Here is a 15,704-nt window from a genome sequence, read left to right as displayed (position 1 = left end):
AAGCCGCATGCAGATCGAGCGCGACGGAAACGGCGACTTCATCCTCGACCCGCGCGAGATAGCACAGCGTTTCGGCCTCACCCCCGCGGACTTCCGCCGCCATCAGGATCAGGGACTGGTCAAGAGCACCGTCGAAATCGGCGAGGGCGAGCATGCCGGCACCTCGCGGCTCAGCCTGCGCATCGGCAACCGCATCTGGCGTGCGATCCTCGATGCCGAAGGCGGGGTTGTCAGCGAAGACCTGAGTTTTGCCCGCGGTGGTCTTGTCCGCCGTGACGGCACGGCCTGATCGCCGGGACTTTCGCTTCCTACAATCCCAGCGCAAAAAAAGCCCGCTTCGGTGAGGAAGCGGGCATTCGGGACGCGCTGCGTCCGGGGAGAATGGTCAGCCGTCGATGCCGTCGATCAGGTCGCGGGCGGCGGCATTGGTGACACGGCGGGTTTCAACCTCGTCACGGCGGCTGGCAAGCAGCTCGGTCGCCATGATCTGCTCGGCAAGATCGGCCGGCAGCGAGAGGATGACACGAACCTCATTGGCGTTGAGGCCGGTCAGGTCGGCGCGCTTGGCCGTCACCATCCCGCCGGCCACCGTGTTGTTGGTGTCCGGGTCGATCAGGATGAAGGCGCCCGTCGAGCGGTTCTGCTCATAGGGGTCGAAGATCGCCGTCTCGTCGAAGGAGAGGTGCACCTTGCCGATGGCGTTCATGGCGAGCGCTTCCGCCGCATTCCACTTGCCGGTCTTCAGGTCGAGCTGCGAGATCGGGTTGACCTGAACGCGCTGACGGCGCGAGCCCGACTTCAGCCAGTAGCGCTTGCCCGGCTGGATGCCGTCCGGCTGCAGCGCCACCAGATGCGCATCGAAGGAAAGGCCCGTCTGCGGCTGGCTGTCGAGCGAGACGATCATGTCGCCGCGCGAAACGTCGACCTGGCGGTCGAGCACCAGCGTGATCGCATCGCCTGCGACCGCGGCATTGCGCACCAGGTCGAAGGTGACGATCTGCTTGACGTTGGCGATCTGGCCGGAGGGCAGGATCACCACGCCGTCGCCCGGCTTCACGGCGCCGCCGGCGACCGTGCCCTGGTAGCCGCGGAAGCTCTCGCCCGGGCGGCAGACGCGCTGGACCGGCAGGCGGAAGCCCGTGGTCTGGGCCGAGCGCAGTGTCGCGAGTTCCAGCGTCTCGACCAGCGTCGGGCCTTCATACCACGGCATCGCGGCATGGCCGGAATAGACGACGTTCTCGCCCTTCAGCGCCGACATCGGGATCGAGGTCACCTGGCGCACGCCAAGCGTCAGCGCCAGTTCCCTGAATTCATGCGAAATCCGGTCGAACACGGTGCGGTCATAGTCGACGAGGTCGAACTTGTTGACGGCCAGCACGAACTGCTTGATGCCCATCAGGGAGGCGATCGTGGCGTGGCGGCGGGTCTGTTCCAGCAGGCCGGCGCGGGCGTCGACCAGGAGGATCGCAAGATCGGCGGTCGAGGCGCCGGTCGCCATGTTGCGGGTATACTGTTCGTGGCCGGGGGTGTCGGCGACGATGAAGGACCGCTTCTCGGAGGAGAAGTAGCGATAGGCGACGTCGATGGTGATGCCCTGTTCGCGCTCCGCCTGCAGGCCGTCGAGCAGCAGCGCGAAGTCGGGCAGGCCGAGGTCGTTCTGCTTGCCCGAATCACGGTGCAGCGTGGCGGCCTGGTCTTCCTTGACGGCCTTGGTGTCCCACAAGAGGCGGCCGATCAGCGTCGACTTGCCGTCGTCCACCGAGCCGCAGGTGATGAGGCGAAGCGGGCGCGAATCGCGCGTGACGGGGGCCGGATGGGCCTCCGGAAGAACGGAGGCGAGGGCGGTTGCGCTTGCGGTCATCTCAGAAATATCCTTCGCGTTTCTTCTTCTCCATCGAACCCGACTGGTCGCGGTCGATGGCCCGGCCCTGGCGCTCGGACACGGTGGCGATTTCAAGCTCGGCGATCACGTCTTCGAGCGTCGTCGCCTGGGAGCGGATGGCGCCGGTCAGCGGGAAGCAGCCGAGCGTGCGGAAGCGGATCATGCCTTCCTGCTTCACTTCGCCCGGCAGCAGTTCGAGGCGAGGATCCTCGGCGAGGATCATCATGCCGTCGCGTTCGACGAAGGGGCGCTTGGCGGCGTAGTAGAGCGGCACCAGCGGAATGTCTTCCGCCTGGATGTAGCGCCAGATGTCGACCTCGGTCCAGTTGGACAGCGGGAAGGCGCGCACGCTCTCGCCGCGGCGGATCTGGCCGTTGTAGATGTTCCACAGTTCCGGGCGCTGGTTGCGCGGGTCCCATTTGTGGTCGGGCGTGCGGAACGAATAGATGCGTTCCTTGGCGCGGCTGGCCTCCTCGTCGCGCCGCGCGCCGCCGAAGGCCGCGTCGAACTGGCCGGCGTCGAGCGCCTGGCGCAGGGCCTCGGTCTTCATGATGTCGGTGTATAGGGCCGAACCGTGGGTGAACGGGGTCACACCCTCGGACGCACCGCGCGGATTGGTGTGCACGATCAGGTCGAGGTCGTAGCGTTCGACGATCTCGTCGCGAAACGCGATCATTTCCTTGAACTTCCAGCCGGTGTCGACGTGAAGCAGCGGGAAGGGCACGCGGCCGGGATAGAAGGCCTTGCGCGCCAGATGCAGCAGCACGGAACTGTCCTTGCCGATCGAATAGAGCATGACCGGCTTGTCGAACTCGGCGGCCACTTCGCGGAAGATGTGGATCGCTTCGTTTTCCAGTGCCTTCAGATGCGGATCAAGCGGCGGCTTGGTCGGCGTGTCCTTGGAATGCGGATCGAATTCGGAATGATGCATTGTCTCTTGTCCTTGGCGCCACCGTGGCGGCGTTTCGTGGTACCCCCCTCTGCCCTGCCGGGCATCTCCCCCTCAAGGGGGGAGAACGCTCGCCGCTTGCGTCAGTGCTTTGCGGCAAATTGGAGCGGCGGTGGTCTGGCGCTTCACTCTCCCCCCTTGAGGGGGAGATGTCGCGAAGCGACAGAGGGGGGTGAATTCTTGTTACGGTTCAAATCGGACCAGTTCAGGCCGGTGTCGGGATGGAAGACACGGTGGCTTCCGGCACATGCAGGCCGCATTCGCGCTTCTCGTCGTTCTCCCACCACCAGCGGCCGGCGCGTTCCGGTTCGCCGGGCTTGATCGCCCGGGTACAGGGCTCGCAGCCGATCGACGGGTAGCCTCGGCCGTGCAGCGGGTTGGTCGGCACGCTTTCGGCTTCCACATAGGCGTTGATCGCTTCGATCGACCAGTCGGCGAGCGGGTTCACCTTGATGAGGTTGCGCTCGGCGTCATATTCGGCGAACGGCGTCGTCGCCCGGTTGCCGGACTGGCCGCGGCGCAGGCCGGTGACCCACAGCGTGGCGCCGGAAAGCGCCTTGGCGAGCGGCACCAGCTTGCGCACGTGACAGCAGGCGTGGCGGGCTTCGACGCTTTCGTAAAAGCCGTTGAGGCCGTATTTCGCCGCATAGGCGTCGATGTCGTCCTGCTCCGGATGGAAACGCTTGATGGCGATGCCGAACCGTTCCTCGGTTTCGCTGATGAGATCCACCGTCTCCTTGAACAGCCGGCCGGTCTCGAGCGTCGAGACCTCGATCGGCAGGCCGGCCAGGCCGATGGCCGCGGTGATCACCTGGTCCTCGATGCCGAGGCTCGTGGTGAAGACGGCCCGTCCGCCGAACGCGGCGACGAGGCGCAGTCGCTCGGTGAGGTCTGCGCCGGCGAGTGCGGCGTCGAGGGCAGCGGCGGCTTCTGGGAGGTTCTGAAGGCTCATGTTTCTCTTCCTGCTAGTGCCAGGGATTATTCCTCATTTCGCGCAGCGCGAACAGGAATTGCCTTTCAAGCATGGGAAGATGAAGAGCAAATATCTCTCTCCACGCGGACAATGGCGGGAATTCGTCCCGGTTGCGTCGCGTGGTGGCCGGCCTGTGGCGGCCGGAAAACTCGAATATCTCGAACGTTACCACTCAATCTCTACTAAATCAATAGACTTAATATTGCGGTTGCGAATCCGGCTCAGTGACCCACCTCAGGGTTTGAAAAAAATGCCGATTTCGGTTATCCCGACCGAACGCGGCGATCTGCCTGCGTGAAGTGGTGATTGGACATGATCTCCCAAAAGGCGAAATATGCATTGCGGGCGCTGACGGCTCTGGCGCGTGCCGAGACGGGCGATCCCTTGCAGATTTCCGATATTGCCGATCGCCAGAAGATCCCGAAGAAGTTCCTCGAGCAGATCCTGCTCGACCTCAAGCGCAACGGCATGGTGACCAGCCGGCGCGGCAAGCAGGGAGGCTATCTCCTGCTGCGTCCGGCCTCCGACATCACCTATGGAGAAGTGCTGCGCCTGATCGACGGCCCGATCGCCCCGCTGCCCTGCCTGTCGATCACCGCCTATCGCCGCTGCGAGGACTGTGCCGGCGAAAAGGACTGCGAGATCCGCCACGTCTTTGCCCGCGTCGCCGACGAGACACGCGCGGTGCTCTTCTCGACGACCATCGCCGATGCGATCACCGCGCCGGCAAGCAGCGACGTGATGGAGCTCGCGGACTGACGATTCCGCGGTTTGCCGGAATTTTTTCTGCCCGGAATGTCCTTGGCGGGTCGGTTTTCGAAATCCGGCTTTTCTGCGGCAGCCCCGATCCACGAACATTTTGCCCCGTTGCGGTCGCCGTTCGTGGGTCAGCATTTTCCCTGTCGTGTGCGGGGAGGGTACCGTTTTGCTATTTTTCCGCTCGCGTTGACTAACTCGACCTGTCCAGTAGTCTTAACTTCAGGAAAGAGGAAAGGAGAAGGTTGCCATGAACAGCTTTACGAAACGGCTTGGTGGACTGCTTTTGGGTCTGTCGATGACCGCTGCGGCAGTGGCTTCGGCCCATGCCGAAACGGCTCTGCTGAATGTGTCCTACGACCCCACCCGCGAACTCTACAAGGACTATAACGAGGTCTTCGCCAAGCACTGGAAGGCCGAGACCGGCGAGGATGTCTCCATCCGCCAGTCGCACGGCGGCTCCGGCAAGCAGGCCCGTTCGGTGATCGACGGCCTCGACGCGGATGTCGTGACGCTGGCCCTCGAAGGCGATATCGACGCGATCGCCAAGGCGACCGGCAAGATCCCCGCAGACTGGCGCGGCCGCCTTCCCAACAACTCGTCGCCCTATACCTCGACGATCGTCTTCCTCGTCCGCAAGGGCAATCCCAAGGGCATCCAGGATTGGGGTGACCTGGTAAAGGGCGACGTGCAGATCATCACCCCGAACCCGAAGACCTCGGGTGGCGCCCGCTGGAACTACCTGGCCGCCTGGGCCTGGGCGCACAAGGAATTCGCTGGCGACGAGGCCAAGATCAAGGAATACATCGCCGAGCTCTACAAGCGCGCGCCCGTTCTCGACACCGGCGCCCGCGGTTCGACGGTCACGTTCGCCCAGCGCGAGATCGGCGACGTGCTGATCGCCTGGGAAAACGAGGCCTATCTGGCCGGCGCCGAATTCGGCGAGGACAGCTTCGACATCGTCGTGCCAAAACTCTCGATCCTGGCCGAGCCGCCGGTGACCGTGGTCGACGGCAATGTCGACGCCAAGGGCACCCGCAAGGTCGCCGAAGCCTACCTTCAGTATCTCTATTCGCCGGAAGGTCAGGCCCTTGCCGCCAAGCACTTCTACCGCCCGTCGAAGCCGGAACTGGTGCCGGCCGACCAGCTGAAGCTGCCGAAGCTCGATCTCGTGACGATCGACGACCCGATCTTCGGTGGTTGGGCCAAGGCCCAGCCGACCCACTTCGCCGATGGCGGCATCTTCGACCAGATCTACAAGCCCGCCAACTGACTTTGGCGATCCTCCCAGGAGACAAGCCCCGATCTTGAACGGTCGGGGCTTGTCGCATGATTATTTGCAGGCATGATAAAAAGCGCGACGAGGCGATGACGACGGGAACCTTCATGAAAAACTGGCGACAGCCGAGCATTCTGCCGGGCTTCGGCCTGACGCTCGGCTATACGATCTTCTACCTGACGGTGATCATCCTGATCCCGCTGGCCGCCCTCATCTGGCGCTCGACGGCGCTCGGCTGGCGGGAGTTCCTGGCGATCGCGCTCGATGAGCGGACGCTGCGCGCCCTCGAGGTCAGCTTCGGATCGGCCCTCATGGCCGCCTCGATCAACGTCGTCTTCGGCGTGATCACCGCCTGGGTTCTGGTGCGCTACACCTTTCCCGGCCGCCGGCTGCTCGACGCGGTGATCGATCTGCCCTTCGCGCTTCCGACCGCGGTTGCCGGCATCGCCCTTGCGGCGCTCTATTCGCCGAAGGGGTGGGTGGGCCAGCTGTTCGCCCCGCTCGGCATCAAGATCGCCTTCACCCCGATCGGCATCGTCGTCGCCCTGGTCTTCGTCGGCCTGCCGTTCATCGTGCGCACCGTGCAGCCGGTGATGGAGGAGCTCGACCGGGAGGTCGAGGAGGCGGCCGCGACGCTCGGCGCCTCGCGTTTCCAGACGCTGCGAATGGTGGTCCTGCCGACGCTCGTCCCGGCGATCCTGACCGGCTTCGCGCTCGCCTTCGCCCGCGCCGTCGGCGAATACGGCTCGGTCATCTTCATCGCCGGTAACATTCCTTACGTGTCGGAAATCGCTCCGCTCCTGATCGTCATTCGGCTTGAGGAGTTCAACTATGCGGGCGCCACCTCGATCGCCTGCATCATGCTGGTGATCTCGTTTGCCATGCTGCTGTTGATCAATCTGCTGCAGATGTGGAGCCGCAGGAGGTACACCAATGTCCGCTGAAACCGCCTCCCGCACCCCGTTCCATGACGCGGCCAACGAATTGCCGGCCTGGCGCTGGCTGCTGACCGCCATTGCCGTCATCTTCATGCTGCTGGTGGTGGTCCTGCCGCTCGCGGTCGTGTTCGTCGAGGCCTTCCGCAAGGGAGCGGCGGAGTTCGTCGAGGCGCTCGTCGAACCCGACGCGCTCTCCGCCATCCGGCTGACGCTGACGGTCGCGGCGATTTCGGTGCCGCTCAACCTGGTCTTCGGCGTGGCGGCCGCCTGGGCGATCGCCAAGTTCGAATTCCGCGGCAAGACCTTCCTCATTACCCTGATCGACCTGCCGTTCTCGATCTCGCCGGTCATTTCCGGCCTGGTCTACGTGCTGCTGTTCGGCGCGCAGGGGTTCCTCGGCCCGTGGCTGAAGAGCTACGGCATCGAGGTGATCTTCGCTGTACCCGGCATCGTGCTCGCGACCGTCTTCGTGACCTTCCCCTTCATTGCCCGCGAACTGATCCCGCTGATGCAGGAACAGGGCGCCGGCGACGAGGAGGCGGCGATCTCGCTCGGCGCGTCCGGCTGGCAGACCTTCTGGTATGTGACGCTGCCCAACATCAAATGGGGCCTCCTCTACGGCGTGCTGCTCTGCAACGCCCGCGCCATGGGCGAGTTCGGCGCCGTCTCCGTCGTCTCGGGCCACGTCCGCGGACTGACCGAGACCATGCCGCTGCATATCGAAGTGCTCTACAACGAATACAACTTCGTCGCCGCCTTTGCCGTGTCGACGCTTCTGGCTCTCCTTGCCCTCGTCACGCTGGCGCTCAAGACCATTCTCGAGCTGCACTACGGCGACGAAATCGCGGCAAGCCGCAAACACTGAAAGGTTCTCCCCATGGATGTCACCATTACCAATATCCGCAAGGAGTTCGGCCAGTTCCCGGCGCTGCACGACATTTCCCTGTCGATCCGCTCCGGCGAGCTCATTGCGCTGCTCGGGCCGTCCGGGTCCGGCAAGACGACGCTTCTCCGCCTGATCGCCGGCCTCGAACAGCCGACCGCCGGCCGCATCTTCTTCGGCAAGGAGGACGCCTCGGAAAAGAGCGTGCAGGAGCGCCATATCGGCTTCGTCTTCCAGCACTACGCGCTGTTCCGTCACATGACGGTCGCCGACAACATCGCCTTCGGCCTCAAGGTGCGCCCCAAGGCCACCCGTCCGCCGGCTGCGGAAATCAGGAAGCGCGTCTCGGATCTGCTCGACATGGTGCACCTGTCGGGCCTCGAGCGACGCTATCCGGCCCAGCTCTCGGGCGGCCAACGCCAGCGCGTGGCGCTCGCCCGCGCCATGGCGATCGAGCCGACCGTGCTGCTGCTCGATGAGCCATTCGGCGCGCTCGACGCCAAGGTCCGCAAGGAACTGCGCCGCTGGCTGAAGGAGTTCCACGACCGCACCGGCCACACCACCTTCTTCGTCACCCATGACCAGGAAGAGGCGCTCGAACTCGCCGACCGCGTCGTGGTCATGAGCCAGGGCAAGGTCGAGCAGGTCGGCTCGGCGGACGACGTCTACGACACGCCGAACTCGCCCTTCGTCTTCTCCTTCATCGGCGAATCCTCGCATGTCCCGGTCGCGGTCCGTGACAACACCGTGCTCTTCCAGGGCGAGCCGATCGGCATTGCCGACAAGGCGGAAGGCCCCGGCGAACTCTTCTTCCGCCCGCAGGACGTCGCCGTGACGACTGAGCGCAATTCGCTCTACGGCAAGGTCACCGCCTGCCGCCGTCTGGCCGGTACCCGCATCGCCGAGATCGACGTCGCCAACGAGGGGCACGAGCCCTACCACCTGGAAATCGAGGTTCCGCTCGATGCCCCGGTCGCCGTCGGTGCCGAAATCCGCTTCCGCCCGAGCCGCTGGAAACTGTTCTCCAACGGCTCCGCCTCGAACGGCGCGTAACGAAACGAAGGCCGGTCGCAAGACCGGCCTTTTTTCATGGGTCATGCCTCGACTGCCGCGTTTGCCGATCGGGACGACGCGAGCCCTGTCTTGCCGGTTGCATGCGTTACGCGGACGAGTTGCCGTGGTTGACGCTGTGGCGTTTCGGGCGCATCCTGCATCGCAATTGCAACGCAGGAGATGTCCGATGAAAACCGCAACGCTTCCCTCTCTCCGCGTCGACCCCGAACTGCGCGCGGCTGCCGAAAGCGTGCTGAAGGAGGGCGAAAGCCTCTCCGCCTTCGTCGAGAATTCGGTGAAGGCCCAGATCCACTACCGCAAGACCCAGGCCGAATTCATCGCCCGCGGCCTGGCGGCGCTGACGGAGTCGGAACGCACCGGTGTCTATTACACCTCGGAAGAGGTGTTGGGTGAACTCAAGGGAATGCTTGACGCCAAGCGTGCGAAAAGCGCCGCCGAATGATCTATGTGGTCAACTGGTCGGCACAGGCGCGCGAAGACGTGCGGCGGCTCTACGCCTATCTGCTCGATCGGGACGAAGAAGCGGCCGCACATGCGTATGAGGCGCTTGCGAAATCGATTACGTTCCTGGAACGCTTTCCCTTCAGTTGCAGGAAGGCATCTGGTGGAGATCCGTTCCTGCGCGAGCTCGTCGTTCCCTTTGGTTCAAGCGGTTACGTCGTTCTCTTTCGCGTCAATGATGGCGGCACGGTAACGATCGCCGCCATCCGCCACCAGCGCGAGGATGATTACCACTGAGCCTTACCGGTCGCTCGTCTCCCACCGCGGATTGATCCACGGTTCCTGGTTGGAGCGGGGCAGGGGCTGCTTGCCGAGGATGTGGTCGGAGGCCTTTTCGCCGGTCATGATCGACGGGCCGTTGAGGTTGCCGTAGGTGATGTCCGGGAAGATCGACGAATCCGCGACGCGCAGGCCCTCGACGCCGATCACGCGGCATTCCGGGTCGACCACAGCCATGGGATCGTCCTTCGAGCCCATCTTGCAGGTGCCGCACGGGTGATAGGCGCTTTCCAGATGCTCGCGCAGGAAGGCGTCGATCTCGTCATCCGTCTGCACGTGCTCGCCGGGCTGGATTTCCGAGCCGCGATAGGGGTCGAAGGCCTTCTGGCCGAAGATCTCCCGGGTGAGCCGCACGCAATGGCGGAACTTCACCCAGTCTTCCTCGGTGCTCATGTAGTTGAAGCGGATCACCGGATCGGCCATCGGATCGGAAGACCGGAGCGTCACGCTGCCGCGCGACTTGGAGTGGTTGTAGCCGACATGCACCTGGAAGCCGTGGCTGTCGGCCGCCGCCTTACCGTCATAGGAGATCGCCACCGGCAGGAAGTGATACTGGATGTCCGGCTGCTTGACGCCCGGCGCCGAACGCACGAAGGCGCAAGATTCAAACTGGTTGGAGGCGCCGAGCCCGGTGCCGGAAAACAGCCATTGCGCGCCGGCGACCCCCTGCCAGAACCAGGGAAGCCACGAATAGAGCGAGACCGGCTTGGTCGAGACCTGCTGGAAATAGAACTCCATGTGGTCCATCAGGTTGGCGCCGACGCCGGGACGGTCGAGCTTCACCTCGATGCCCATCTCCTTCAGATGTTCAGCCGGACCGATGCCGGACAGCATCAGCAGTTTGGGCGAGTTGAACGAGGAGGCGGCGACGATCACCTCGCGGTTCGCCTTGACCACCTCGATCTTTCCATTGCGCTCGATCTCCACTCCCGTCGCCCGGCCGTTCTCGATGACGATCCTGCGGGCGAAGCAGCGCACCAGTTCCACATTCGGCCGCTTCAGCGCGGGCTTCAGATAGGCATTGGCGGCGGACCAGCGGCGCGACTTCCAGATGGTCTGTTCCATCAGGCCGAAGCCTTCCTGCTTCTCGCCGTTATAGTCGTCCGTCGTCTCAAAACCGGCCTGCTTGCCGGCCTCGACGAAGGCCTTGAACAGCGGGTTCTTCACCGGCCCGCGCTGGACGTGCAGCGGCCCGTCGGTGCCGCGCCAGCCGTCCTGCCCGCCATGCGAGTTTTCCATGCGCTTGAAATAGGGCAGCACGTCCGCATAGCCCCAGCCCTTGGCGCCAGCCTCTTCCCAGCGGGTATAGTCTTCTGCCGAGCCGCGCACATAGACCATGCCGTTGATCGAGGAGGACCCGCCGATCACCTTGCCGCGTGGCGCGGTGATGCGCCGGTTGTTGAGGTTCGGCTCGGGCTCGGAGAGATAGCCCCAGTTATAGCGCTTCATGCTCATCGGCCAGGCGAGCGCCGCCGGCATCTGGATGAACGGACCAACGTCCGACCCGCCGTATTCGAGCACCATGACGGTGTGCTTGCCGTCTTCCGACAACCGATAGGCCATGGCCGAACCCGCCGAGCCGGAACCGATGATGATGTAATCTGCGTTTTGCATGGTGTTGGTCCGCTCAAGCTTTGTTAGGCATGGTTGAGGTTTGTTGCGTCGGATGACGCGTAAAGGTTGAAATTTCGGAATGTCGATACGACCTCTTTGGGGACATTCGTATCAAAGGGTGCTTGCATCGAATGGCCCGGGAAGGCTTTCAGGATAGGCTGCTGCGAAATTTGAGCGTGGTCGAAGGCGAACGGCTGGAGGCTGAAGTCGAGCGTGCGAAGATCAAGCCGCGCGCCGAAAGCACCTTGTGGAGTGACCTTCGACGTGTGCTCGCGTGGCAGGCGCAACACTTTCGCAGCCACCTTGTCTTTTGCGCCTGGATACTTGCTCCGGTGCTTGCCGCCCTGCCGGGAGGCGGAGTTTCCGGCGTATTGGTTTTGCTCTGGCTTCTCGTTTCCTGCCTCATGCTGATGTACGGCGCAGGCAGAGTTCTGTACCGTATCGGCAATGCGGCTCACGCCTTCCTCATATGGAAGAAGCCCACATAACAAGATCAGATCTGTCTGTTTCATAAGCCTAATCCCAGCCTTAGAATTCCTTGCGAAGACCCCTCCGCATAAACGGTTCAGGGCGAGATGCTTGTCGCTTGCAGATCTCCCCCCTTGAGGGGGAGATGCCCGGCAGGGCAGAGGGGGGTAACGAAAGGCACTGCGCGTGAGGGACACCCCCCTCTGTCGGCTACGCCGACATCTCCCCCTCAAGGGGGGAGATCAGCCGAAACCTCTCAATACGGCGCCTCGCACTTGCCCATGCCGACATAGACCGTCTTCAGCTCCGAATAATGCTCGAGCGCCGCCGCCGAGTTCTCGCGGCCGAAGCCGGACTGTTTCGAGCCGCCGAACGGGATCTCGACCGGGCAGAGATTGTAGGTGTTGATCCACAGCGTTCCGGCTTCGAGCTGGTCGACCACGCGGTGCGCGCGGGAAATGTCGGCGGTGAAGACGCCGCCGGCCAGGCCGAATTCGGTGGCGTTGGCGCGCGCGATCACGTCGGCCTCGTCATCGAAGTCGAGCACGCACATCACGGGCCCAAAAATCTCTTCCCGCGCGATCGTCATCTCGTCGGTGACGTCGGCGAACACCGTCGGCTGGACGAAATAGCCTTCGCCAGAGACATTGTTCGGAATGCCGCCACCGGTCAGCAGTGTGGCGCCTTCCGCCTTGCCCTTCTCGATATAGCCGAGAACCTTCTCGCGCTGCGCCCAGGAGACCATCGGTCCCATCTGCGTCGCCTCGTCCTGCGGATCGCCGATGAGGATCGCCTCGGTCCGCTCCTTGAGGCGGGCGAGGAATTTGGCCTTGACGGCGGTGTGCACGAAGACGCGCGTGCCGTTCGAGCAGACCTGGCCGGTCGAGTAGAAATTGGCGAGCATCGCGCCCGAAATCGCGCTTTCGATGTCGGCATCGTCGAACACGATCAGCGGCGACTTGCCGCCGAGCTCCATGGTGACGTGCTTGAGCAGGGACGCGGCGGCCCCCGCCACCTTGCGGCCGGTCGGCACGGAGCCGGTCAGCGACACCTTGGCGACGTCTGGATGCGATACCAGCAGCGGCCCGGTGTCGCGGTCGCCCTGAATGACGTTGTAGACGCCCTTGGGCGCCCCCGCCTCGATCAGGATCTCGGCGATCTTCAAGGCGCCGAGCGGCGTCACTTCCGACGGCTTGAACACGATCGCATTGCCGGCGGCAAGCGCCGGCGCGCCCTTCCAGCAGGCGATCTGCTGCGGGTAGTTCCAGGCGCCGATGCCGACCACCACGCCGAGCGGCACGCGCTTGGTATAGGCCCAGTCGCCCCCGAGCGGGATATGGCTGCCGTTGAGCGCGGTCGCGGCAATGCCGCCGAAGAATTCAAAACTGTCGGCGCCGGAGGTCGGATCGGCGACGATCGTCTCCTGGATCGGCTTGCCGGTGTCGAGCGTTTCCAGTTCGGAAAGCTCGCGGTTGCGCTCCCGCATGATCTCGGCGGCCTTCTTCAGCACGCGTCCACGCGCGGTCGGGCTCCAGGAGGCCCATTCCTTCTGCGCGCGCTTGGCCGACGCGATCGCCTTCTCGATGATCGCCGGCGTTGCGGCATGCAGCTTGGCGATCACCTCGCCGGTGGCCGGATAGATGCTCTCGATCAACGTGCCGGCGGTGTCCTCGACATATTCGCCATCGATGAAATGGGAGGCTTGCGGTTGGGCTTTCATCGTCATTCTCCGCGCGGATAGCGTTTGGATTCCTCGAGATTGTCGAGGTTCATGTGGTTGCGCATGTAGCGTTCGGACGCCTTTTGCAGCGGCTGGTGGTCCCAGGGGAAATAGGCGCCGTTTCTGAGTGCCTCGTAGACGATCCAGCGCCGCGCCTGGCTTTCGCGCACGGCTGCGTCGAACTCGGCCATGTTCCAGCGGGCGTCGCGCTTGGCACGGAAGCCGGCGAGAACTTCGGCATGGGCCGGATCGGTCGCGAGGTTGGTCAGTTCCTTCGGATCGGCCTCGAGATCAAAGAGCAGTTCCGGGTCGAGTTCGCAATGGACGTATTTCCAGCGGCCCTCGCGAATGCCGACCAGCGGCGCGTAGGAGGCTTCCGCTGCATATTCCATCAGCACCGGCTCGGTGCGCGGGGTGCCGTCGATCATGCCTTTGAGGCTGATCCCGTCGGTCCACGGCTTGATCTCCTCGATGTCGATGCCGGCCAGATCGCAAAGCGTCGGCGTGACGTCGAGGTTCGAGGTCGGGGTTGTGTGCAGACCCGGGGTCACGCCGGGGCCGGCCACCATCAGCGGCACACGGGCCGAGCCCTCGAAGAAGTTCATCTTGAACCACAGCCCGCGCTCGCCCAGCATGTCGCCGTGGTCGGAGCAGAAGAAGATCAGTGTGTCGTCCAGCTGGCGCGTACGCGTCAGCGTGTCGACGAGGTCGCCGACCTTGTCGTCGAGATAGCTGATATTGGCGAAATAGGCCTGGCGCGAGCGCCGGACATTCTCGTCGGTGATGTTAAAGCTGTCATAGTCGCAGGAATGCAGGATGCGCTTGGAATGCGGGTCCTGGTCGGCGAGCATGCCGACTTCCGGCATCAGGTGTTCGCAGTCGTTGTAGAGATCCCAGTACTTGCGGCGTGCGACATACGGGTCGTGCGGATGGGTGAACGACACCGTGACGCACCACGGGCGGCGGTCCTTGTCGTCGTTCTCGCGGGAAAGCTGGTAGATCTTCTGGTTCGCGAGGAAAGCGACCTCGTCGTCATATTCCATCTGATTGGTGATCTCGGCGACGCCGGCGCCCGTGACCGAACCCATGTTGTGATACCACCAGTCGATCCGCTCGCCGGGCTTGCGATAGTCCGGCGTCCAGCCGAAATCGGCCGGATAAATGTCGGTGGTCAGCCGGTCCTCGAAGCCGTGCAACTGGTCCGGGCCGACGAAATGCATCTTGCCGGAAAGCGCCGTGTAATAGCCGGCGCGACGCAGGTGATGGGCGAAGGTCGGGATCGACGAGACATATTCGGCGGCGTTGTCGTAGACGCGGGTGCGGCTCGGCAGCTGTCCCGCCATGAACGAGGCGCGGGCCGGGGCGCAGAGCGGCGAGGACGTGTAGTTGTTGGCGAACCGCGCCGAGCGGGCGGCGAGCGCCTTCATGTGCGGCGCATGCAGCCAGTCCGCCGGGCCGTCGGGAAAGAACGTCCCGTTCAGCTGGTCGACCATGATGATCAGGATGTTTGGTTTATGTGCCACTCGCGTCGTTCCCCGGTATTTTTTGCCTTGTGCCGTAGGGTGGCACCCCCCTCTGTCCTGCCGGACATCTCCCCCTCAAGGGGGGAGATCGGCAAGAGGCGCTGACCCTTGGATCCTGCCGACACACGTGTTTTCGTCACTTCAGCGTTTGCATCCATTTCATCCGGCGCAAAGCTTGCCCCTTCCGATCTCCCCCCTTGAGGGGGAGATGCCCGGTAGGGCAGAGGGGGGTATCCCGAACTCGTCGGCCTGATGTTTCATTCTCTCGCGTTCCCGGCTTTCGCTGCGGCCAGCTGCCCTTCGATATAGTCCTCGACCAGCGCCACGGAGGCGCTTGTGCTGATCGGGGCGGAGCGCAGGCTCTGGCGGATATAGAGCCCGTCGATCATCGCGGCCGCGCCCTCGGCGATGCGGCTTGCGTCATCGGCGCCGACCAGCGCCCGAAGCGCGGAAAGAAGATTGGAATCGAGCCGCCGGGCATAGATCACCAGCAGCCGGCGCGTCTCTTCCGATCGCTGCGCGTCGACGTAGAAGGCAAGCCATGCCGCCACCGTTTCCGGGGCGAACTGATCGGCGTCGAACGACACGCGAATGATCGCGGAAAGTCTTTGGCGCGGCGTCTTCGCAGCCCTCAGAGCCCCGACGGTGTCGACCTTCAGCTGGCGCAGCAGGGCCCGGATCGTTTCGGTCAGCAGGTGTTCCTTGGAGCCGAAATAGTGATGCGCCAGCGCTGCCGAAACGCCGGCCTCGCGGGCGATCTCGGACATCGTCACGGAGAGCGACCCGTGATGCCCAATGGCCCGCAGCGCAGCATCCACCAGCGCCTTCTTGCGCACGGGTTCCATTCCGACTTTTGGCATGTTCG

Annotated in this window: 17 protein-coding genes; 9 read left to right on the top strand and 8 right to left on the bottom strand. The window is 63.9% G+C overall.

The features are described 5' to 3' along the window. The first annotated feature begins 7 nt into the window (after positions 1-7). The gene (locus HHL25_RS09985) at positions 8-289 is read left to right on the top strand and encodes a DUF6522 family protein (RefSeq protein WP_169589854.1); all 282 of its coding nucleotides are present in this window, start codon (positions 8-10) and stop codon (positions 287-289) included. 96 nt (positions 290-385) lie between these two features. Here the strand turns inward: HHL25_RS09985 and cysN are convergent, their stop codons facing one another. The 3 genes from cysN to HHL25_RS09970 all read right to left on the bottom strand — a co-directional run bounded on the left by cysN (position 386) and on the right by HHL25_RS09970 (position 3,783). Then, positions 386-1,861, bottom strand: a complete 1,476-nt coding sequence (gene cysN, locus HHL25_RS09980) for a sulfate adenylyltransferase subunit CysN (protein ID WP_169589852.1) — start codon at positions 1,859-1,861, stop codon at positions 386-388. A 1-nt stretch (position 1,862) separates the two neighbouring features. After that, positions 1,863-2,813 (bottom strand): sulfate adenylyltransferase subunit CysD, encoded by a 951-nt coding sequence (gene cysD, locus HHL25_RS09975; RefSeq protein ID WP_169589851.1) that lies wholly within the window; start codon positions 2,811-2,813, stop codon positions 1,863-1,865. Positions 2,814-3,036: 223 nt separating this feature from the next. Then, positions 3,037-3,783, bottom strand: a complete 747-nt coding sequence (locus HHL25_RS09970) for a phosphoadenylyl-sulfate reductase (RefSeq protein WP_169589848.1) — start codon at positions 3,781-3,783, stop codon at positions 3,037-3,039. On the opposite strand from HHL25_RS09970, the gene HHL25_RS09965 reads away from it, so the two are divergent. From HHL25_RS09965 to HHL25_RS09930, 8 genes are all read left to right on the top strand, one after another. After that, the gene (locus HHL25_RS09965) at positions 3,782-4,102 is read left to right on the top strand and encodes a hypothetical protein (protein ID WP_169589846.1); all 321 of its coding nucleotides are present in this window, start codon (positions 3,782-3,784) and stop codon (positions 4,100-4,102) included. The two genes, HHL25_RS09970 and HHL25_RS09965, sit on opposite strands and share 2 nt — an antisense overlap. Positions 4,103-4,116: 14 nt before the next feature. Continuing rightward, complete coding sequence (locus HHL25_RS09960; RefSeq protein WP_169589843.1) at positions 4,117-4,563, top strand: RrF2 family transcriptional regulator; 447 nt, start codon at positions 4,117-4,119, stop codon at positions 4,561-4,563. Positions 4,564-4,810: 247 nt separating this feature from the next. Continuing rightward, on the top strand, positions 4,811-5,833 hold the full coding sequence (locus HHL25_RS09955; protein ID WP_169589841.1) for a sulfate ABC transporter substrate-binding protein: 1,023 nt from the start codon (positions 4,811-4,813) through the stop codon (positions 5,831-5,833). 113 nt (positions 5,834-5,946) lie between these two features. Further along, the gene (cysT, locus tag HHL25_RS09950) at positions 5,947-6,783 is read left to right on the top strand and encodes a sulfate ABC transporter permease subunit CysT (protein WP_205927804.1); all 837 of its coding nucleotides are present in this window, start codon (positions 5,947-5,949) and stop codon (positions 6,781-6,783) included. Then, the gene (cysW, locus tag HHL25_RS09945; RefSeq protein ID WP_169589836.1) at positions 6,773-7,642 is read left to right on the top strand and encodes a sulfate ABC transporter permease subunit CysW; all 870 of its coding nucleotides are present in this window, start codon (positions 6,773-6,775) and stop codon (positions 7,640-7,642) included. Before cysT ends, cysW begins: the two co-directional genes overlap by 11 nt. Positions 7,643-7,654: 12 nt before the next feature. Continuing rightward, complete coding sequence (locus tag HHL25_RS09940; RefSeq protein ID WP_169589834.1) at positions 7,655-8,713, top strand: sulfate/molybdate ABC transporter ATP-binding protein; 1,059 nt, start codon at positions 7,655-7,657, stop codon at positions 8,711-8,713. 187 nt (positions 8,714-8,900) lie between these two features. Further along, positions 8,901-9,176 (top strand): YlcI/YnfO family protein, encoded by a 276-nt coding sequence (locus tag HHL25_RS09935; protein WP_169589832.1) that lies wholly within the window; start codon positions 8,901-8,903, stop codon positions 9,174-9,176. Next, positions 9,173-9,472, top strand: a complete 300-nt coding sequence (locus HHL25_RS09930; RefSeq protein WP_169589829.1) for a type II toxin-antitoxin system RelE/ParE family toxin — start codon at positions 9,173-9,175, stop codon at positions 9,470-9,472. Before HHL25_RS09935 ends, HHL25_RS09930 begins: the two co-directional genes overlap by 4 nt. 3 nt (positions 9,473-9,475) lie before the next feature. Here HHL25_RS09930 and betA read toward each other — a convergent pair whose 3' ends face one another. From betA to betI, 5 genes are all read right to left on the bottom strand, one after another. After that, positions 9,476-11,128, bottom strand: a complete 1,653-nt coding sequence (gene betA / locus HHL25_RS09925) for a choline dehydrogenase (RefSeq protein WP_169589826.1) — start codon at positions 11,126-11,128, stop codon at positions 9,476-9,478. A gap of 23 nt (positions 11,129-11,151) precedes the next feature. Further along, on the bottom strand, positions 11,152-11,640 hold the full coding sequence (locus HHL25_RS09920) for a hypothetical protein (RefSeq protein ID WP_169589824.1): 489 nt from the start codon (positions 11,638-11,640) through the stop codon (positions 11,152-11,154). A 212-nt stretch (positions 11,641-11,852) separates the two neighbouring features. Next, positions 11,853-13,316 carry a betaine-aldehyde dehydrogenase gene (gene betB / locus HHL25_RS09915; RefSeq protein WP_169589822.1) on the bottom strand — a complete coding sequence of 488 codons (1,464 nt, stop codon included), beginning with the start codon at positions 13,314-13,316 and terminating at the stop codon, positions 11,853-11,855. Positions 13,317-13,318: 2 nt separating this feature from the next. Beyond that, positions 13,319-14,839, bottom strand: a complete 1,521-nt coding sequence (gene betC / locus HHL25_RS09910; RefSeq protein ID WP_169589820.1) for a choline-sulfatase — start codon at positions 14,837-14,839, stop codon at positions 13,319-13,321. 257 nt (positions 14,840-15,096) lie between these two features. Then, the gene (gene betI / locus HHL25_RS09905; protein WP_169589818.1) at positions 15,097-15,699 is read right to left on the bottom strand and encodes a transcriptional regulator BetI; all 603 of its coding nucleotides are present in this window, start codon (positions 15,697-15,699) and stop codon (positions 15,097-15,099) included. Positions 15,700-15,704 lie beyond the last annotated feature (5 nt).

It is taken from the genome of Rhizobium terricola, assembly GCF_012927355.1.
GTDB lineage: Bacteria > Pseudomonadota > Alphaproteobacteria > Rhizobiales > Rhizobiaceae > Allorhizobium > Allorhizobium terricola.
The sequence above is the reverse complement of the archived record's forward strand: the minus strand, read 5'-3'. Positions and strand labels throughout refer to the sequence as shown.